Origin of the sequence: Ruegeria marisflavi, from assembly GCF_025673445.1 — a bacterium.
Lineage (GTDB): Bacteria > Pseudomonadota > Alphaproteobacteria > Rhodobacterales > Rhodobacteraceae > Ruegeria_B > Ruegeria_B marisflavi.
On the sequence record NZ_JAOVQN010000021.1, the window covers coordinates 61055 to 81311 of the forward strand.

Here is a 20257-nt window from a genome sequence, read left to right on the forward strand (position 1 = left end):
GCAAGATTCCGTCGCTTCGACGGGCAAGCGAAGGAAAAATCAGCAGATCATGACGCAAGACCGCGCGCCGACCCGTATCCAGAAGAAAAACCGCGCAGCTATTCTGGAGGCCGCGCTGAACGTCTTTTCGGCGCATGGGTTCCGTGGGGCGACGGTGGACCAGATCGCGACAGAGGCCGGGTTGAGCAAACCCAACCTGCTCTATTACTTTTCGTCGAAAGAAGCGATGCACGAGGCGTTGCTGGCTGAACTGCTCGACACCTGGCTCGATCCGCTGCGCGCACTTGATGACAGCGGCGATCCTTTGGCCGAACTACTTGCCTATGTCCATCGCAAGCTGGAAATGAGCCGCGACTATCCCCGTGAAAGCCGCCTCTTCGCCAATGAAATCGTTCAGGGTGCGCCACGCATTTATCAGGCACTGAGCGAGGATCTAAAGGCGCTGGTCGATGACAAGGTGGCACTTCTCGAAAGCTGGATGAACGCGGGCCGGATCGCCCGTGTGCACCCTTACCACCTGCTGTTCTCGATCTGGTCGCTGACGCAGCATTACGCGGATTTCGATGTGCAGGTGCGCGCCGTTTTGGGAGACGAAGACCCGTTCGATGGTGCCGATGTGTTCCTCGAAACTCTCTATCGGCAACTGCTCAGTCCGCGCCCGGCGTAGTCTCTGCTTCGTCCGTCTCCGTCAGATCCGACTCACTGCTGGCGAGCGCCGCGGTTTCCGGCGTAGTCGCACGGGCAGAAGGACTAGGCACAAAGCTCGACTTGTCGGCCTCGGCCACAGGCGCGCGCAGCAGGATGCGCAGGCCCGCGAACAGGATCAGCAGCACATGCGCCCCGGCAGAGGTCATGAACAATCCGGCGCTGCCAAGTGTTTCCATGCCGAACCCTGCAAACAACGGCCCCAGAATCGCGCCGACCCCGTAGAGCATCAACAAACCGCCACTGACCTGGATCGCCTGATCCGTTGCGGCATGGTCGTTGGCATGGGCTATGATGATAGGATACATGGCATAGATCGCCGCGCCGAAAAGCGAGGCCAGCACCAGGTTCAGCATCCGCGACTCGGGCGACAGCGCGATGAAGACCATATCGACCGCCAGTGCCAGGGCCGCCACACCGATCAGAACCGCGCGCCGGTCCAGCCGGTCGGACAGCCAGCCGATCGGGATCTGCGACACTGCACCCGCCAACACCGGCAGGCTGGCGAACAGCGCCACGGTCGCGAGCGCCAGGCCGATGCCATTTGCATAGACCGCCGACAGCGTTCCAAAAGCGCTGTTCGACACGCCCACACAGAGCACACCGATCACCGCCACGGGCGAGTTGCGCCACAGCGCCATCAGATCGAGCCGCACACTGACCAGCGGTTTGGGCACTGCCTTGGACGACATCGCCGTGGGCATCAGCGCCAGGCAGTAGAAAATCGCGGGCAGTACAAAGAATAGAAATCCCGACGTATCGCCCATCGTCAGCACCAACTGACCGGCGGTCGAGGCGCCGAGGTTGACCATCGTGTACAGACCGAAGATGCGGCCGCGCGTGCTCGGCTCGGCCCGCTCGCTCAGCCAACTTTCGACAATCATCGCCGCCCCGGCGAAGCAGAAACCCGACATCGCGCGCAGGGGAATCCACGTCCACGGGGTAAGGAGCAACAGTGAGAGCAGTACGGCGACAGCGGCAAATCCAGACATCACGCTGAAGGCCCGCACATGCCCGACCTTGCCCACCAACCTGGGTGTATAGAAACAGCCTGCGACATAGCCCAATGCCCAGCCGGTACCAAGCAGACCCAGCGACGCCGCGCTGAAGCCTTCCTGTGTGCCTCGGATCGGCAGAATCAGACCGTTCATGCCACCGGCAAACAGCAGCAGGGCCGAACCCAGCAACAGGGTGCTGACTGGCAGCAACTGACGCACCATGAACAAGTCTCCAAAAGCCAAGGGCGGCCGATTGGGCCGCCCCTGAGATCAATTTAATCAAGTGGCGCCGGAAGAGACAAGCCGCCTCTTCTCTCGGATTACTCCGCTGCGCGCGCCATCGGGTTGTTCGGATGTGTGGTCCAGTTGGCATAATCGGCCTGCACCACCTTGCCGGTGCGCGGGTCGGTTTCGCCCGGCTTCATTGGCACCATCGAGATACAGCCGTCAATCGGACAGACATCGACGCAGAGATTGCAGGCGACGCATTCGTCGTCCATCACCTCGAACACCCGGTCCTCGGACATGGAAATCGCCTGGTGCGAGGTATCCTCGCAGGCCGCATAGCAACGCCCGCATTTGATGCACTGATCCTGGTCGATCTTGGCCTTGGCCACATAGTTCAGGTTCAGATACTGCCAGTCGGTCACATTGGGCACCGCGCGTCCAATGAAATCTTCGACGCGGGAATACCCCTTCTCGTCCATCCACTGGCTGAGGCCCGATTTCATCTCCTCGACCACGCGGAAACCATAGGTCATCGCCGCGGTGCAAACCTGCACCGTTCCGCAGCCGAGGCTCATGAACTCGGCCGCGTCACGCCAAGTGGTCACCCCGCCGATGCCGCTGATCGGCAGTCCCTGCGTTTCCTGGTCGCGCGCGATCTCGGCCACCATGTTCATCGCGATCGGTTTCACCGCCGGGCCGCAATAGCCGCCATGGCTGCCCTTGCCGTCGATCGAGGGTTCGGGGCTGAAATTGTCCAGGTTCACCGACGTGATGGAACTGATTGTATTAATGAGAGAAACCGCATCCGCACCGCCGTTTTTCGCAGCCCGGGCCGGATAGCGGATATCGGTGATGTTGGGTGTCAGTTTCACGATTACCGGCTTGTCGTAATGGGTCTTGCACCAGCGCGTGACCATTTCGATATATTCGGGCACCTGGCCCACCGCAGCACCCATGCCACGCTCGCTCATCCCATGCGGGCAGCCGAAATTGAGCTCGATGCCATCGGCCCCGGTTTCGGCCACCCGCGGGAGGATCGCTTTCCATTCCGCTTCCTCACAGGGCACCATGATCGACACGATCACCGCCCGGTCGGGGTAATCCGACTTGACCCGCGCGATCTCTTCCAAGTTTGTTTCCAGCGGGCGGTCGGTGATCAGTTCGATATTGTTGAGGCCCAACAGACGCCGGTCGGCACCATAGATGGCGCCATAGCGCGGGCCATTCACATTCACCACCGGCGGCCCTTCGGAGCCGAGCGTCTTCCAGACGACACCGCCCCAACCGGCCTCGAAGGCGCGGCGAACGTTGTATTCCTTGTCGGTCGGCGGCGCCGAGGCCAGCCAGAACGGGTTCGGGCTTTCGATGCCCAGAAAGTTTGTCTTCAAATCAGCCATTTGTACGGCCTCCCTGATGTGCTTTCGCATCCTTGTTCGGTGTCACGCGCTCAGCTGGGCGTGGATGTCCATGGCGGCGTCGCGGCCTTCGGCCACGGCGGTCACCGTCAGATCCTCGCCACCGCTGGCACAGTCGCCGCCGGCCCAGACCCCGGGAACCGAGGTGCGACCCGACCCGTCGACCTTGATCTTACGCCCGTCCAGTTCCAGCCCCTCGGGTGCGCCTTCCAGCGTCTGGCCGATGGCCTTGAACACCTGATCGGCGGCCAGGCGCACGGTCTCTCCGGTGCCGGTCACCGAGCCGCCCGCGCTGGTGGTGTATTCCAGCTCGATCTCGACCGCAGACCCGTTACCATGCACCGCCACCGGCATCACGTTGAACATCAGCCTGACGCCCTTGGAGGCGGCCAGGTCCTGTTCGAAGTGGCTCGCCCCCATTTCGGCACGCGAGCGGCGATAGGCAACGGTCACGTTCTCGGCGCCCAGCAGTTTTGATTGCACAGCGGCGTCGATCGCGGTCATGCCGCCGCCGATCACCACCACGTTGCGTCCCACCGGCAGTGCCGACAGATCGCCCGCCTGGCGCAGTTCGGCGATGAAATCAACCGCATCGCGGACGCCGTCCTTGTCCTCGCCCGCGGCGCGCAGGGCATTCACCCCGGCCAGGCCGATCGACAGGAAAACCGCGTCATAGTCGGCGCGCAGCGCATCGAGCGTAAGGCCTTGCCCCAGCGCCGAGCCCTGCTCAACCGTGATGCCGCCGATCTGCAGCAGCCAGTCCACCTCGGCCCCGGCAAATCCGCCGGTCGCCTTGTAGGCGGCAATGCCGAATTCGTTCAGCCCGCCGGCCTTGGGCCGCGCCTCGTGGATAACCACATCATGACCCAGCATCGCCAGACGATGCGCGCAGGCAAGACCCGCAGGCCCAGCCCCGACAACCGCCACCCGCTTGCCCGAGGGCGCCGCGCGAGTAAAGGGATGCACGCCGCGCGCCATCAGCGTGTCGGTGGCATAGCGTTGCAGCCGCCCGATCTCGACCGGCTTGCCCTCGGCCGCCTCACGCACGCAGGCCTCTTCGCAGAGCGTTTCAGTGGGACAAACGCGGGCGCACATGCCGCCTAGGATGTTCTGATCCAGAATGGTGCGCGCCGCGGCCTCGGGATGGCCGGTCTGAATCTGCCGGATGAACAGAGGAATGTCGATCTCGGTCGGACAGGCCGTCTGGCACGGCGCATCGTAACAGAAATAGCAGCGATCCGCTGCCACCGCCGCCTCATGCGGCGCATAGGCCGGATGCAGATCGTCGAAATTCGCGGCAAGTTCGTCGCTGGAAAGCCGCCCGGCGACAATGCCGGGAGCCATCTGGCCCTGTGCCATCGCTCTTCTCCCTGAAGATATGTTTGTTATTGGGATGAGATTGCCACATCCAGAAATTTTATCAACTGGTAAAATTTATCTTTCGGTCAAAAATGAAAAACCCGGGCGAAATCGCCCGGGACAGAGAGGAAAAGCGCAAGAATTTTCGGAAAAAACTTTACTTGCTCCGCGTGGAAGTCAGACCATCGCGATCAGATGTCCGGATTTCACCCAGACGCGCGCGCCTTCAGGCCCCGTAGTCAGATCCAGCCTGCCACCCGGCGGCAGGCGTAGCCAGTCCCAGCGGGAGAACGTCTCGCCACCTTCCTGAAACCCGCCCTCCAGCACGAAGACCTCGATGCCGCCGGGCAGATCGCGCATCACCCGCGCGCCTGCCACCCAGCTTTCCAGCCGCACCTCTTCATGTGCATCGGCAAAGAGTGTCTCGTCGCTCTTTCCGGTGATCGACCGGCGCACCTCGGTACGGTCCGCAGGGTCGAACTGGTGGAGTTTAACGAGGATGGTCGCCCCCGGCTCGGTTGCGGGTGTATGGGACGAGGTCGGCGGGTTGCGCACATAAGAGCCGGTCGGAAAATCGCCCAGCTCATCCTGAAACACACCGTCCAGAACCAGGTATTCCTCGCCTCCTTCATGGGTATGGGCGGCAAAGGCGCTGCCCGGCGAAAAGCGAACGATGGTGGTGGCGCGTGCCACCTCGGCCCCGATCCGGTCCAGCATCTTGCGTTCGACCCCGGGCGCGGGCGACGGCACCCAGTCCGTCTGGTCGAAATGCACCGCCGCACGCTGGCTGAAATCCGCATTGATCCGCATGGGTTGTTTCCTGCTTGCTCTGTCGCCCGTCGATCTGGAGCGCTGCGGGGGCCAAGAAAGCACGTTCACGCATAGGTGATCAACCGCCCCGACCCTCGACCGCGGCCAAGACACTTGACAGGAGCCATTCCTTTAACCTTAAAATTTCATGCATGAAGGAAGTTCGACGACACCCCACGGTTCGTAAGGCCGGTTCCCGCGCTGCTCTCGCGATTTTCGATAGCGGCATTCGGACAATTTCCTTGTCTTGCGGCCTTGTCCGACCCGACGCCGAAACAGGCCCGCAAAGGGCAGTATCGGTGAAGAGGAACACCCGATGGCACGGCTGAGCGCCTTCAATTTCCAGAAATGGATCGACGAACACAAACATCTGCTGAAACCGCCCGTTGGCAATCAGCAGGTCTGGGAAGACGCGGATCTGATGGTGACCGTGGTCGGCGGCCCCAACAAGCGCACCGATTACCATGACGACCCGGTCGAGGAATTCTTCTACCAGCTCAAGGGCGACATGGTGCTGAAACTCTACGAAGGCGGCGAGTTCTATGACGTGCCTATCCGCGAGGGCGACATTTTCCTGTTGCCGCCGCATGTGCGCCACTCGCCGCAGCGCCCGCAAGAAGGCTCTGTCGGGCTGGTGATCGAACCCAAGCGCCCCGAAGGCGCCCATGACGCCATTGAGTGGTATTGTTTCGGTTGCGGCAGCCTGGTCCACCGGGCTGAGCTTGTGCTGGAAAGCATCGTGCGAGACCTGCCGCCGGTCTACCAGACATTCTACGCCGACACGGCCGCGCGCACCTGCCCCAATTGCGGAGAACTCCATCCGGGCAAAGAGCCACCCGAGGGTTGGGTGAAACTATAAACCCGGATTAGACTGCCCAAAAACAACGATTCTAACAGGGAGACAACAATGACAATCAGCTTCAAGGGTCTGGCCCAGGGTATCGCATGTGCTGCGCTGGTTCTGGGCGCATTACCCGCCGCCGCCAAGGAGTTTCGCCTTGGCCTGATCACCCCGCCGCCCCATACCTGGACCAAGGCGGCCGAGGCGTTCGGCGCCGAACTGGCCGAGAAATCCGGCGGTGCACACAGCGTTTCGGTGTTCCCGGCGCAGCAGCTGGGCAACGAGGCGCAGATGCTGCAACAGTTGCAGACCGGCGCACTGGACATGGCCTTCATGACGATCGCCGAGGTCTCGAACCGGGTTCCGAACATGGGCGCGTTCTATGCACCCTACCTTGCCAATGACATCGGTCATGCTGCCGCCATCCTGCGGTCGGACACTGCCAAGGGAATGCTGGACGTCCTACCGCAAGAGGCCGGCGTCGTTGGCGTAGGCTATGGCAGCGCGGGCATGCGCCAGATCCTGAGCCGCGGCCCGGTCAATTCGGCCGCCGACCTAAAGGGGCTGAAGCTGCGTATCACCCCTTTTGACCCGATCCTCGATTTCTACAACGCACTGGGCGCCGCGCCCACGCCGATGCCGCTGCCAGCGGTCTATGATGCGCTGGCCAATGGCCAGGTCGATGCCATCGACATGGATGTCGAGCTGATCAACGTTCTGAAATACCACGAACATGCCGACACAATCCTGATCTCGAACCACATGATGTTCCCGATGGTTGGGCTGATTTCGGCCCGGGTCTATGCCGGTCTCAGCGATGACGACAAGGCGATGATCTCGGAACTGATGGCCAAGCATGTGGACAGCACGCTGGACGTCTATATCGCCAAGGAACCGGAATGGACCGACGCCCTGACCAAGGTCGGCAAGATGTTCAAGACCGTGGATTCCGAATTCTTTGGCGAGGCAATCGCGCAATGGGAGGCAACCTGGACCGCCAAGGCCCCGTCCCTGGCTGATCTGCGCAAGACCGCTGCGGACACCCAATAACCCAAGCGACACAGCAAACGGGCCGGTCCCTGACTGGCCCGTTTCGCGCAAACAAACAGGCAGGCACATGCTGTATCGAGCATCCCGTTTCTGGGCCAGGGTCGAGATCTTTTGCGCCGCGACGCTGGCCGCGTCCGTGACCGGGCTGATCCTGCTGAACGTAACGACCCGCGCCGCCGGTAACGCGATCTATTGGGTCGACGAGGCGGCGATCTATGCCATGGTCTGGATGACCTTTCTGGCAGCCTCTGCCGCCGTGCATTTTCGCAGTGCCATTTCCGTCACGATTGTGAACGAGGTTCTGACAGCCCCGCTGCGACGGCTGCTTGGGCGTGCCGTCGACATGGTGTTGTTCCTCTTTGCCTGCCTGATGGTCTGGATCTGCCTGCGCTGGTTCATGCCGCTGGAACTCATGCGGGCAGGATGGGATGTAAAACTGTTTCAGGGGCAGACCTTCAACTTCATCTATGCCGAACCCACCAATACGATCGGCCTGAAGAAGGTCTGGGTCTGGCTGGTGATCCCGCTCTTCACCTTTGGATTGCTTCTGCATTCCTTTGCGAACCTGTTCCACCCCGACCCGGACACCCAGCCGGAGAACCAGAGATGACCCCCGTTCTTTTCGCCCTGCTCCTGTTCGGTTCGGTCCCGATTGCGCTGGTGCTGGCGCTGACTGCACTGTGGTACATCTATGACAGCGGCAATCTGGTGCTTTATGACAGTTTCGCCCAGCAGATGTTCGCAGGCGTAGAGAATTACGGGCTGCTTGCCATTCCGCTGTTCATCCTGACCGGAGAACTGATGAACGAAGGCGGCATGACCCAGCGGCTGGTGCGCGCCGCGCGCGTCTTTGTCGGCGGGTTTCGGGGCGGGATGGCCTATATCAACCTGCTGGCCAATATGTTCATGGCCGCGATCATCGGATCGGCGGCCAGCCAGATCGCGGTGATGAGCCGGGCCATGGTGCCCGCAATGAAGGAAGAGGGCTATGACCCCGGTTTCGCCGCCGCCACCACCGCTGCTGGCGGGTTGCTGGCGCCGGTCATTCCGCCGTCGATGCTGTTTGTGATCTATGGCGTTCTGGCGCAATTGCCGATTGGTGATCTGTTCATCGCCGGGATCATCCCCGGCCTGATCATGGCTGGATCGTTCTTTGTCGTCGTCGCCCTGATCGGATTGTGGCAGGAGTTTCCCAAGGGCGACTGGATGACAATGCCGCAGGCGGTGCGCGCCCTGCGCGACGCTCTGCCCGCCTTTCTGATCCCGCTGGCCATCGTCGGCGGTATCCTCTTTGGCATCGCCACGCCCACCGAAAGCGCTGCGGTGGCCTCGCTCATCGCCTTTGCCGTCGGCTGGCTGATCTATCGCGAGATCCATATCCGCGACCTGGGCGCCATGTTCGCCCGCACCGCCACCAATTCCTCGCTGGTGATTTTCATGATCGCGGCGGCGAATGTGTTTGGCTGGGTGGTGATCTACGAGGAACTGCCACAAAAGCTGGCGGCGTTCCTGACCACCGTGACTTCGGACCCGTTCACCTTTCTTCTGATCGTCAACCTGTGCCTGCTGTTCGTGGGCATGTTGATAGACGGGATCGCGGCGCTGATCCTGATCACACCGATCCTGCTGCCAATCGCGATGAACAGTTATGGCATCAGCCCCTATCAGTTCGGCGTGGTGATCAGCCTGAACCTTGTTCTCGGGCTGCTGACGCCGCCGGTGGGCGTCGGTCTCTATATCGCGTCCGCCATGTCAGGCGTGCGGCCTTTCACCATCTTCGCCGCACTCTGGCCTTTTCTGCTGGCGGTCACGGCGGTGCTGATCTTGCTGAGTTACTTCCCGATCCTCAGCACCGCATTGATCTGACCGCCCCGAGAAGGGGCCAGACGCGTCAGGGCATCAGCACCTGCGCACGCGCGAAACTGGCACTGTCGGCGCTCAGATCGTCATAGATCAGCTCAACCTCGATCTGCGCGACAGAGCCCGAAGGGAAGCTGCGGAAAGGCAACCCGTCGCTTTCGATGATCGCATTGGGCGCGGCGGTCTCGGCATGGCAAGGTGGCAAGGGCCAGACCTCTGGCGCGGCCCCGTTGATCGCGACAGTCATCTGGGCCAGCCCACAGCGCCAGGACCACAAATGCGTGACATAGAGCAGGTCCTGCCCGTCATAGTCGCGCAGCGCCACCCAGTTGCCACGCGTAGCATTCAGGATCGGCTTCACCTCGGTCGCAGTGGTGAACTTGCCGCTGGGCACCTGCGGTTCGGCCACGAGTTGCGGCGCGGGCGATAGAAAGACTGGCGCGGCGGGCGCCTCGGCCGAGGGCGCCTGAGTCAGGAAAGCGGGCGCGGCAGGCGCCTCCGCCGCGGCGCTTTCGGTTGGCGCGGGCGTCTTGTCCTCGCCCTGGGACGACTGCGCCGCGCCGGCGATGAGGAACAACAGAATATCGAGCATCTGGAACGGGCCTTTCAAAATCAGTTGGCGGGAAATCCGGGCTTTTGGCGCCCGACCCCTGCCCCTATACTACGTCAAAACAGGGGCGCCGCATCAGCAAATCCGGCGGCGGGCAGAGATGGCAAAACGACAGGTCGCGAAAACGACGGGGCGCAGGCCCTTTAACATCGTGGTGGTGGGCCAGAACAACCGCCTGCAATACGAGGCGGTGCTCTTCGCCGCCTCGCTGCGCCATTCGACCCCCGATTTCGATGGCCGCCTGTTCATCGCCCACCCGCAGCCCGGCCGGAAATGGGACGAGGACCCGAGCATCCAGAGCGACGAGGTGCGCGCCACGCTCGACATGCTGGGGGCCGAGCTTTTGCCGTTTGAGAACAAGGTGTTCGGCCAGACCTATCCGCATGGTAACAAGATCGAGGCGCTGCTGGCCCTGCCCGAGGGCGAACCTTTTGTCTTTTTCGACACGGACACGCTGGTCACCGGCGACCTGATGTCGGTGCCCTTCGATTTCAGCCGCCCCACGGCCTCGCTAAAGCGCGAAGGAACCTGGCCGCAACCCACGCTTTACGGGCCGGGCTACAGCGATATCTGGCGGGCGCTCTATAGCCGGTTCGGACTGGATTTCGAAAGCTCGCTGGATTTCAACCAGCCCGACGAGTACTGGAAGCGCTATCTCTATTTTAACGCGGGCTTCTTCTATTATGACTGCCCACACAAATTCGGTCACCGATTCTTGACCTACGCCCGCTCGATCCGCGACACACCGTTGCGGGAACTGGCGTGTCAAAGTCTAGATCCCTGGCTTGACCAGGTGGCGCTGCCGCTGGTGATCCATTCCTTCGGCGGTGGTCGAGATGCTCTGCCCGAAGGGCTGCTCGACGGTTCGGTCACCTGCCATTACCGCCTCTTCCCTCTGCTTTACGCCCGCGAGGCCGATCACGTGGTCAATGTTCTGGAAAAGGTCTGTGCGCCAAACCCGATCAAGAAGGTACTGAAGAATTACGAACCACTGAGAAAGATCGTCTATCAGGGAAAAGGCGAGAAAATCCGCGCGATGTTCGACCGCACGGATCTGCCGCATAAGGAGCAGGCCATCCGCAACCGGATAAAATCAAAAGGGCTTTGGCTCAGGTAGAAACTTATTTCCCAAGACCGCCATTCACAGGCACAGCCAAGGGACAAAGAGCCCCTCCAGCAGGGAAAAAAGAAAGACTGATCGAATGCGCCAACTGATGCCGGGCCCCGGGCAAGAGTTCGCATCCGATCAGCAGTATCCCCACGCACAACCTCGGTCGCACCACCTAAGGTGAACTTGATCATTGCGTCGCAAGATCCGTTTGATGGAGATATCGTGGCAAATTGGCATGCCAAGGGGCCGAGTTGCGGATTGACCGTTGCATACACAATCAAAATATTGAATATATATCTTGTCAGACTGCGCAAAAGACGCGGTCCTATTTGACAGCGACCCGAAAGGTGCCCCATGAAACGTATTGTCTTCGCCACCGCGACCTTTGTCTTCGCGTTAACTGCCGGTTTCTCAGCAGCAGCCGAGGCGACTGTGGAGCGGGTGACAAAAACAGAATGGAAGGCTGTGTTCGCCAAGGTGGAGTCACGGAACAACATCCCTGCACGCTCTCGTCTGGGTGGGACGCTTGAAGCGATATCGGTCGTTGAGGGTTCGCAAGTCACACAAGGTCAGCACATAGGCACCACAGTTGACGAAAAACTTGAGCTAGAGCTGCGCGCCATTGACGCGCAACTGATGTCTCTGAACTCGGAACTGACCAATGCACAGGCGGAACTCGCGCGCGGTCTGAACCTGCTGGAACGTGGGGTGACGACAGAACAGAACGTTGACGGTCTGCGCACCAAGGTGGAAGTGATCCAAGGCCGGATCGGGGCGACCGAGGCGCAAAAGGATGTCCTGTTGCAACGCACCGACGAAGGCCGGATCCTTGCCCCAATCTCCGGTACCGTGATATCGGTGCCTGTAACCGCCGGTTCGGTGGTACTTCCTGGCGAGATGATCGCGACCATTGGTGGCGGCGGTTTCTTTCTGCGTCTGGCGGTTCCTGAAAGGCATGCTGATTTCCTCAACGAAGGAGACGAAATCCAGATTGGTGGCGCTGATGGCGCCGAAACCGGAACTCTGGCCAAGCTTTATCCGCAAATCGAAAACGGACGGGTGATTGCCGATGTTGAGGTGGCGAACCTCTCGGCAGATTTCATCGGACGCCGAGTATTGGTGCGGCTCCCGGTCGGTCAAACCGAAACAATGGCTGTCCCGGTGGATGCGGTTGAATTTCGAATGGGGCTCGATTTCGTCCGTGTGGCCTCTGCCGGTGGAGAAGCATCGGAAAGGGTCGTGATGATAGGTGAACTGTTCAATGTCGCAGGGACCCAAATGGTGGAAGTCCTGTCTGGCTTGCGTGTCGGCGAAACGCTGGTGACCGGTCATGAGTGATCCCAAGACGCCAACCGGACTCGGCATTGCCGGGGGGCTGACCCGGGCCTTCATAGGCTCGGCCCTGACACCGCTGATGATTCTGGCCGCCCTCGCCATGGGGTTGGTCGCACTAATTAGCCTGCCACGCGAGGAAGAACCGCAGATCTCGGTGCCGTTGGTCGACATTCACATTCAGGCCCCGGGGCTCAAGGCTGAGGACGCGGTTAAGCTGGTGACCGAACCGATGGAAACCATCGTCAAGGGCATCAATGGGGTCGAACATGTTTATTCCCAGACCAGCGACGACTACGCGATGGTCACGGCCCGTTTCCTTGTTGGCACCCCCGCCGACAATGCAATCCTGCGGGTGCATGACAAGGTTCGCGCCAATATCGACCGGATTCCTGTCGGCATACCCGAACCACTGATCGTCGGACGTGGGATCGACGACGTGGCGATCGTCTCGCTGACGCTCAGCCCAAAGGACCCGGCAAGCGGGATTTCCGCCAACGACCTTACACGGATCGCACGGGAATTGCAGGTGCAGGTGGCCAAGATCGCCGATGTCGGATTGACCTATCTGGTCGGCGAAGCGCCCGAGGCGATCCGCATAGCGCCCGATCCAGAACGACTGGCGCTCTACGGTGTGACCCTGCAACAACTGGCAGGCAAGGTGCAGGGCGCAAACCGGGCGCTGACAACTGGCTATATCCGCAACAACGGTGAACAAATCGCGCTGGTCGCTGGCGAAACCCTGCAAGCGCCCGCTGAGATCGCCAACCTTTTGCTGACCACCCGAGACAACCGGCCCGTCTATGTCCGCGATGTCGCGGATGTCAGCTTTGTGCCCGATACCTCGGACCGGATCGTCGCCAATGTGACCCGTGGACCAGATGGCACCATCGAACGGATCCCTGCGGTCACTCTGGCCATCGCCAAGCGGGCGGGCGCGAACGCCGTGATCGTAGCCGAGGAAATCCTGCACAAGGTCCATGCGCTCGAAGACAGCCTGATCCCCGATAGCGTCGAGGTTACGGTCACCCGCGACTATGGCGAGACCGCAAATGAAAAGGCCAATGAGTTGCTGTTTCACCTCGGCCTTGCCACGGTGTCCATCGTGGTTCTGGTCCTGTTTTCCATTGGCTGGCGGGAAAGCATCGTCGTCGCCGTTGTCATCCCGGTCACCATTCTGTTGACGCTCTTCGCCGCCTGGATCATGGGATATACGCTGAACCGGGTGTCGCTTTTTGCTCTGATCTTCTCCATCGGCATTCTGGTCGATGACGCTATCGTTGTGATCGAGAACATCGCCCGCCACTGGGCAATGCCGGACGAGGCCAGCCGGTCACAAAAGGCGATCCGCGCCGTGGCCGAGGTGGGCAACCCCACCATCGTTGCCACGCTCACCGTGGTGGCAGCGCTATTGCCGATGCTTTTTGTCTCGGGGCTGATGGGACCTTATATGAGCCCGATCCCGGCCAATGCCTCTGCCGCGATGATCTTTTCCTTCTTTGTCGCAGTGATCATCACCCCTTGGCTGATGGTCAAGATCGCCGGTCGCGCTCCGGCCCATGGCCATGGCGGCGGACACGATGCCGAACACGGCGGGGCGCTGGGGCGGCTCTATCGCGCCGTGGCGCGTCCGCTGTTGAGGACCAAGGGCGGCAGTGGGCTGTTCCTGCTCCTGGCGGCGGGGCTCTCCTTTGGTTCGCTCGGCGCGCTCTACACCCGCGACGTGACGGTCAAGCTCTTGCCGTTCGACAACAAATCCGAGCTTTCGGTGGTCATCGACCTGCCCGAGGGATCCTCGGTCGAGGCAACGGATGCGGTGGCGCAGGCTGTGGCGGTCGCAGTTCTGGATCTGCCCGAAGTGATCTCGGCCCAGACCCACGCGGGCGATGCGGCCCCGTTCAATTTCAACGGCCTTGTGCGCCACTATTATCTGCGCGCGCGGCCGGAAATGGGCGACGTTCAGATCAACCTGACACCAAAGGGAGAGCGCGACCGCACCAGCCACGACATCGCCCTGGAGATCCGGCAACGGATCGCAGAGCTGGACGTGCCTTCGGGCACTAGCCTGAAGACGGTCGAACCGCCGCCGGGTCCGCCGGTCATCGCAACCCTTCTGGCCGAGGTCTATGGTCCCGATGGCGACAGCCGCCGTGCTGCGGCAACCAGAATCCGCGAGGCGTTCGAATCCGTGCCCTATATCGTGGATGTCGACGACAGTTTCGGCACCCAACCGCGCCGGCTGCGCGCCACTGTGTCGACTGACCAACTCGATTTCTTCGGAGTCGAGGAACAGGATGTTTTCACGACCCTGGCGATCCTGAATGCCGGTCAGACGGTGGGATACTCGCACCGCGGTGACGGCCGATATCCGATCCCGATCACCGTCGAACGCGACCAGGCTGATCGCGTCGTCGACGAGCGCTTCCTCTCCACCCCGGTGCCCGCCAATGTGCTTCCGGGTGCGCGCGGTGTTGTCGAACTAGGCAACGTGATCGAGATGCGTGAAGAACATGCCTCCTTCCCGGTCTTCCGTCACAACGGCCGCGCAGCCGAAATGGTGATGGCCGAGCTTGCGGGCGAGTTCGAAGCACCGCTTTACGGCATGCTGGCGGTGGCCGACGCCTTGGAGCAGATGGAGTGGCCCGAAGGCGAGAAACCCGAGATCCGCCTGAACGGTCAGCCCGAGGATGAAAGCAAGATCACCCTTCTTTGGGACGGCGAATGGGAGGTGACCTGGATCACCTTCCGCGACATGGGTGCGGCCTTTGCCGTGGCGCTTTTGGGCATCTACATCCTGGTGGTGGCGCAGTTCGGGTCGTTCCGCTTGCCGCTGGTGGTACTGACCCCGGTACCGCTGACCTTTCTGGGCATCATCGCCGGGCACTGGCTGTTCAATGCGCCCTTCTCGGCGCCGTCGATGATCGGGTTCATCGCGCTTGCAGGCATCATCGTGCGAAACTCGATACTGCTGGTGGATTTCATCCGCCACGCCGACCCGGCGCTCGACAAGATCGAGACTCTGATCGAGGCGGGTGCAATCCGGTTCAAGCCAATCCTGCTGACAGCAGTTGCCGCGATGATCGGCGCCGCGGTCATCCTGACCGACCCAATCTTTCAGGGTCTGGCGCTGTCGCTGCTCTTTGGCCTGCTCAGCTCGACCTTGCTGACGGTGCTGGTGATCCCGGCGATCTACCGCGTATTCAAGACCTGAGCACGCGGGCATAGACCAAAGTGCAATTGCCCTCCTCCGCCCCGCATGGCCCAATGCGGCACGGAGGAGGAGCCGATGTTCACACGCAGCAGTGCACTTGCCGTCGCCATTGGCCTGATGGCCGGATCGGCCGCAAGCGCACCACAGGTTCAATTGGACGACCCTTATTCATCGGGTATGTGGGACTATCATCAGGAAGCGCTTTTGGGTGACCCGGCACAGATCCGGTTCGATGACCGGGTTCGGGTCATTGCTCCAGACACGGCCGAGGACGCGTTCAACGTGCCGCTTCTGGTCGATGCTACCGCGCTGAGCGATGTGGAAGAGATCGTAATTTCGGTCGACTATGGCCCCATCCCCAAGATCCTCAGCTTTTTCCCCGGCGATGCCGAACCAAAACTGGCGTTGCGGTTCAAGATCGATCAGGCGACCGCGATCCGGGCCTCGGTCCGCACCCGTACGGACGGCTGGCACGTCGGCGGCACGTTGATCGATGCGGCAGGCGGCGGGTGCACCGCACCGGCGCTGGCCTATGCCTCCGACGATTGGGAGGAGAAGCTGGGCGAGATGCATGGCAGGTTGTGGAGATCCTCGGGGCGCGCCAGGGTGATTGTCGATCACCCGATGGACACCGGGCTGGCCGATGGCATTCCAGTCTTCATCATCCGCGATCTCACGTTCAGCACCGACGATGGCCATGAAGTTGCCCGCATCGCGTTGAGCGAACCGGTGAACGAGGATCCTGCCTTTACCCTCTATTTCGATCCCGAAACCATGCCGTCCCTGCTGCATGTGCGCGGCCGCGACAACAATGGCAACGAGATCGAAGGCATCCTGACCGACGAGGAAGTGAACTGATGACCACCCGCCGGGCGGCGCTTGGACTGTTGGCGGGCGGTGTGGCGCATGTCGCCCAGACCTCGCCGCTCTGGGCTGAGGCGCGACACAGCTACGACCTGCGCCCAGTTCCCATCCTCTCCGGGGTCTGGATGATCGAGGGCGCGACCGAGTATTTTTCCCGCGACAATGGCGGCGCCATCGTCAATTGCGCCATCCTGCAAGGCAAGAGCGGGTTGATCCTGATCGACAGCGGTTCATCCCGCCGATACGGCGAAGCATTGAACCTGGCGCTTCGCAAACTGGACCTGCGCGGCGTGTCGACAGTGATCAACACCCATCACCATCCGGACCATTACTTTGGCAACCAGGTCTTTGCCGATAAACCGATCCTGGCGCTTGGCGGCACCATTGCCGCCGCCCGCGCCGAGGGCGACGGGTTTTCGGACAACATGTATCGGCTGCTGGGCGACTGGATGCGCGGAACCGAACCGGTGCCCCCGAGCATCGAGATTGGAACAGGCGACATCGTCGTGGACGGCCGTCGCCTGACCGCCCTGCCCCTTGGCGGCCATACCGCCAGCGATCTTGCCTTGATCGACGCCGAAACCGGCCTGCTGATCACGGGCGATCTGGTGTTTCTCGACCGCGCGCCCACAACACCACATGCGGATCTGGCACGCTGGCAAGAGGCTCTGACAACGCTTGCGGCGGTACAGGCACCGGCGGTCTTGCCCGGCCATGGTCCGCTCGACCGCGCCGGCATCGCGATCCGGCAGACCAGCGCCTACCTGACCTGGCTGAATGACAGGCTGGTCGCGGCGGCTGGCATGGGCCTAGACATGATCGAAATCATGGAAACGCCCCTCCCCGACGAGTTCGCCTCCATGGGGGCGCAGCCGCAAGAATTTCACCGTTCGGTCAGCCATCTGTATCCCGAGATTGAACGATTGATCCTGCCACGCGCGAACTGAGCGGCGTCAGTCCAGCCCGACAGGAACCGGCTCAACCGGCTCTAACCGCCAGCCGAGGTCCGCCCAACCGTCGGTTCCGTGCGGATACCAATGAACCTGCAAGTACCCCAGGGCCGCGATCCTCTGAGCCGCGTTCCAGCTCATCCAGCAATCGGCCACACAGAACACAACAACGGCATGGGCCTTCTTGCCGCCGGTCGCCCGCTCAAGTTCCCGTTGCAAGTAGCGTTCGATCATTGGTTCAAGCACCCCCCGCCCCACCTCGGGCAGCCAGACCGCCCCAGGCAGGCTCATGCGCGGCTCGGACACCAGCCAGGTGCCATCCAGTTCGTCGAAACGGGATTGGGAAGCTCCGAACACATCCAGCGCCAGCGCCCCACGGTCCAGCAGCGTCCTCGCCCAAAGGGCCGAAACACGGCGCACAGGCAGTGGAATGTCATCCGGCACAGGCGCCCGGTGACGGGCGATCCTGTATCCGGACTCGGGATGGAACAGATCGGGCCGCCGTTCGCGAATACTGCCGTAACTCTCCGCCACGGCGGTTTCGGCCAGCCAGGCTAGCAAAAGACCGGTTGCCGCAGCGATCCTGCGCATTGCCAGTTCCTCCGGGGTTTCCGACCCAGATTGGCGTTCCGACGGGACGACCTGTCAAGATGCAAGGCGCCGGATTAGACCTTTGTCCAATGTCGCCGGTTCGCGGGTTTGCCTAGCTTTCAGGCATGCGCGCGTTGCTTTTCTGGCTGATCACGATTTGCCTCTCGGTGGCGGCCAGAGCGGATCTGCTGTCCCCGGCGCAGATCGAACCTTTTGTCAAACCTCCGCTGCTGCTGGGCGAAAAGTTTGACAGTTCCGAGGTCTATCGCCTGGTCGATGTCTATGGCGCCGAGGCGGGCTATGTTTTCGAAACCGAGCCATTGGCGCCCCTGCCCGGGTTCTCGGGTGCACCTATCAACCTGTTGGTGCAACTGGACCGCGCGGGGAACTTCATCGACGTCGACCTGATCGAACAGAATGAACCGATTTTCGTTTCCGGCCTGGGTGTTGCGCCGTTCAAAGCCTTTCTCGAGCAGTACAAGGGATTGAACATCGCCAGCCCCATGGTCGTCGGAACACCCTATGGCAACAGCGGGTCCGAAAGCTCTTCACTCGTCTACCTGGACGGCGTGACCAAGGCGACCGCTTCGGTCCGGATCGCGCACGAAAGCATCTTGGCGGCCACCCTTGCGGTTGCGCGGGACAAGATGCAGGGGCTGAAGATCGGGCAGCCATCGCGGCCCGATCCCGAACACCAGGAGGACCTCGACTGGGTGGCGCTGGTCAATCTGGGCATCGCTTCGCATCACGTGGTGACAAATGAACAGGTCCAAGCGGCCTTCTCAGAGACCCTCTGGGCAGATGACGATCCGCTGGCAAAGGCAGAACCGGATGCCCACTATATCGACCTCTGGATCATTGACATAGGTCCTCGATCCATCGCCGCCGCCGTGTTGTCTCCTCAGACGTTGCAAGAGCTCGGTGACTTTCTGACACTATCACCACATGACGAACCCCTCCTTTTGATCGAGACCGCGCGCCACGGTCTGGTGGATGAGGATTTTGTTCGCAACACCGCACCGGATCTGTTGACCGCCCAACAGGGCGGTCTACCCGTTGCCCTGCGGGATGCGGATCTTTTTGTCGAGCTGGCTCCAGAGTTGCCGCAGGGGGCCGCCATGATCCTTCGGGCGGACCGCCGCCTGGGGTTTGATCCTGCTTCGGAATGGATCTTGTCGCTCAAGGTCCTGCGTGAGCATGGCAGCTTCCGCCCGGTCATCGGGTCCGCCGAATTCACGGCACAGCACAGCACGCCTGGACGCTTCTTTATCACACCGCAAAGCCCCGGTAACAAACCGGCGTGGCGCGCGGCCCTGGAACACAGACTGCCTGATGTCCTGGTTCTGCTCCTGTTTCTGGCAGTCCTGTTACCCATCCTCCTGTTCCGGCAAAGCTGGCTCGCCGGGTTGCGTCTGTTCACACCGATCCGACTGGGCGTCCTCGCCTTTGTGCTTGGCTTCATCGGCTGGTGGGGACAAGGGCAGCTGTCGATCGTAACCCCCCTTGCGACCTTGCACACGATAACCACAGGCGGCAGCCTTACCTTTCTGGCATACGATCCATTTTCACTGGTGATCTGGTTGGCAGCCCTGTTAGGTTTCTTTCTCTGGGGACGTGGCTTGTTCTGCGGCTGGTTGTGTCCGTTCGGTGCATTCCAAGAGTTTGCACACCATCTGGGCCGCCGCCTTGGCCTGCGCCAGTGGAACCTGCCCGACCAATGGGACAAACGGATGAAATGGCTGAAACATGCCATGCTGCTCGGGCTTGTCCTGGTTGCGGTTCTGGCCCCCGATCAGATCGACACCGCAGTAGAGATCGAACCGTTCAAGACCGCGATCACCTCTTATTTCCTGCGGGAGTGGACCTACACGGCTTATGCTGTATCGCTGGTGCTGATCGGGATGATCAGCTTCAAGAGCTTTTGCCGATACCTTTGCCCGCTGGGCGCTCTGATGGCTATCGCTGGGCTGTTGCGACTGCGCAACTGGATACCACGACGCCCGGAATGCGGCAGCCCCTGCCAGTTGTGCCGCGTCCGATGCCAGTATGGGGCAATCCGCCCCTCGGGAAAAATCGACTTTGACGAATGCTTCCAATGCCTCGATTGCGTCACCATCCATGACACGACTAAACTCTGTGTTCCTCTTGTCCTCAAGGCGCGCGGAAACACCCGCATCAGGTCCGCCTTGGAGACAAGTCAGCCCCGCCAGGGATGATCCGTGGCAGGGCTGCTTGCAAAGTGCACGCGCTTTACGCCGCCGCTATTACGGCGCGTTTTGTCATGACGTTGACGAGGTGTGCGCGGTATGGTTTTGAGCCGTG

The 20257-nt window shown here is 61.4% G+C and carries 17 protein-coding genes; 11 read left to right on the plus strand and 6 right to left on the minus strand.

Annotated features, from left to right (window positions below):
• Positions 1–49: 49 nt before the first annotated feature.
• Positions 50–667 (plus strand): TetR/AcrR family transcriptional regulator, encoded by a 618-nt coding sequence (locus tag OEZ49_RS18325; RefSeq protein WP_263389655.1) that lies wholly within the window; start codon positions 50–52, stop codon positions 665–667.
• On the opposite strand, the gene OEZ49_RS18330 is transcribed toward OEZ49_RS18325, so the two are convergent.
• From OEZ49_RS18330 to OEZ49_RS18345, 4 genes are all read right to left on the minus strand, one after another.
• Positions 648–1925, minus strand: coding sequence for an MFS transporter (locus tag OEZ49_RS18330; RefSeq protein ID WP_263389656.1), 1278 nt, complete (start codon positions 1923–1925; stop codon positions 648–650). The genes OEZ49_RS18325 and OEZ49_RS18330 overlap by 20 nt on opposite strands.
• Positions 1926–2023: 98 nt before the next feature.
• A complete protein-coding gene (gene preA / locus OEZ49_RS18335) occupies positions 2024–3328 on the minus strand; it encodes an NAD-dependent dihydropyrimidine dehydrogenase subunit PreA (protein ID WP_263389657.1) in 1305 nt (434 codons plus the stop codon).
• A 42-nt stretch (positions 3329–3370) separates the two neighbouring features.
• Positions 3371–4705: an NAD(P)-dependent oxidoreductase gene (locus OEZ49_RS18340; protein ID WP_263389658.1), complete on the minus strand. Its 1335-nt coding sequence runs from the start codon at positions 4703–4705 to the stop codon at positions 3371–3373.
• Between the two features lie 177 nt (positions 4706–4882).
• Positions 4883–5515: a cupin domain-containing protein gene (locus OEZ49_RS18345; RefSeq protein ID WP_263389659.1), complete on the minus strand. Its 633-nt coding sequence runs from the start codon at positions 5513–5515 to the stop codon at positions 4883–4885.
• A 316-nt stretch (positions 5516–5831) separates the two neighbouring features.
• On the opposite strand from OEZ49_RS18345, the gene nbaC reads away from it, so the two are divergent.
• From nbaC to OEZ49_RS18365, 4 genes are all read left to right on the plus strand, one after another.
• Positions 5832–6374 (plus strand): 3-hydroxyanthranilate 3,4-dioxygenase, encoded by a 543-nt coding sequence (gene nbaC / locus OEZ49_RS18350; RefSeq protein WP_263389660.1) that lies wholly within the window; start codon positions 5832–5834, stop codon positions 6372–6374.
• A gap of 48 nt (positions 6375–6422) precedes the next feature.
• Positions 6423–7406 (plus strand): TRAP transporter substrate-binding protein, encoded by a 984-nt coding sequence (locus OEZ49_RS18355; RefSeq protein WP_263389661.1) that lies wholly within the window; start codon positions 6423–6425, stop codon positions 7404–7406.
• Positions 7407–7473: 67 nt separating this feature from the next.
• Entirely contained in the window at positions 7474–8016 is a 543-nt protein-coding gene (locus OEZ49_RS18360; protein WP_263389662.1) for a TRAP transporter small permease, read from the plus strand.
• Positions 8013–9272, plus strand: a complete 1260-nt coding sequence (locus OEZ49_RS18365) for a TRAP transporter large permease (protein WP_263389663.1) — start codon at positions 8013–8015, stop codon at positions 9270–9272. Before OEZ49_RS18360 ends, OEZ49_RS18365 begins: the two co-directional genes overlap by 4 nt.
• A 25-nt stretch (positions 9273–9297) precedes the next feature.
• On the opposite strand, the gene OEZ49_RS18370 is transcribed toward OEZ49_RS18365, so the two are convergent.
• The gene (locus OEZ49_RS18370; protein WP_263389664.1) at positions 9298–9858 is read right to left on the minus strand and encodes a hypothetical protein; all 561 of its coding nucleotides are present in this window, start codon (positions 9856–9858) and stop codon (positions 9298–9300) included.
• Positions 9859–9976: 118 nt separating this feature from the next.
• Here OEZ49_RS18370 and OEZ49_RS18375 point away from each other — a divergent pair, with 118 nt between their 5' ends.
• The 5 genes from OEZ49_RS18375 to OEZ49_RS18395 all read left to right on the plus strand — a co-directional run bounded on the left by OEZ49_RS18375 (position 9977) and on the right by OEZ49_RS18395 (position 17341).
• Entirely contained in the window at positions 9977–10993 is a 1017-nt protein-coding gene (locus OEZ49_RS18375; protein ID WP_263389665.1) for a hypothetical protein, read from the plus strand.
• Between the two features lie 348 nt (positions 10994–11341).
• The gene (locus OEZ49_RS18380; protein ID WP_263389666.1) at positions 11342–12325 is read left to right on the plus strand and encodes an efflux RND transporter periplasmic adaptor subunit; all 984 of its coding nucleotides are present in this window, start codon (positions 11342–11344) and stop codon (positions 12323–12325) included.
• Positions 12318–15530: an efflux RND transporter permease subunit gene (locus tag OEZ49_RS18385; protein WP_263389667.1), complete on the plus strand. Its 3213-nt coding sequence runs from the start codon at positions 12318–12320 to the stop codon at positions 15528–15530. The genes OEZ49_RS18380 and OEZ49_RS18385 overlap by 8 nt, the downstream gene beginning before the upstream one ends.
• Before the next feature lie 75 nt (positions 15531–15605).
• Positions 15606–16388, plus strand: coding sequence for a quinoprotein dehydrogenase-associated SoxYZ-like carrier (locus OEZ49_RS18390; RefSeq protein WP_263389668.1), 783 nt, complete (start codon positions 15606–15608; stop codon positions 16386–16388).
• Entirely contained in the window at positions 16388–17341 is a 954-nt protein-coding gene (locus OEZ49_RS18395) for a quinoprotein relay system zinc metallohydrolase 1 (protein ID WP_263389669.1), read from the plus strand. Before OEZ49_RS18390 ends, OEZ49_RS18395 begins: the two co-directional genes overlap by 1 nt.
• Positions 17342–17347: 6 nt before the next feature.
• Here OEZ49_RS18395 and OEZ49_RS18400 read toward each other — a convergent pair whose 3' ends face one another.
• Complete coding sequence (locus OEZ49_RS18400; RefSeq protein ID WP_263389670.1) at positions 17348–17935, minus strand: PQQ-dependent catabolism-associated CXXCW motif protein; 588 nt, start codon at positions 17933–17935, stop codon at positions 17348–17350.
• Positions 17936–18060: 125 nt separating this feature from the next.
• Between OEZ49_RS18400 and OEZ49_RS18405 the strand changes: the two genes are divergently transcribed.
• Positions 18061–20151, plus strand: coding sequence for a 4Fe-4S binding protein (locus OEZ49_RS18405; RefSeq protein ID WP_263389671.1), 2091 nt, complete (start codon positions 18061–18063; stop codon positions 20149–20151).
• Positions 20152–20257: the final 106 nt, after the last annotated feature.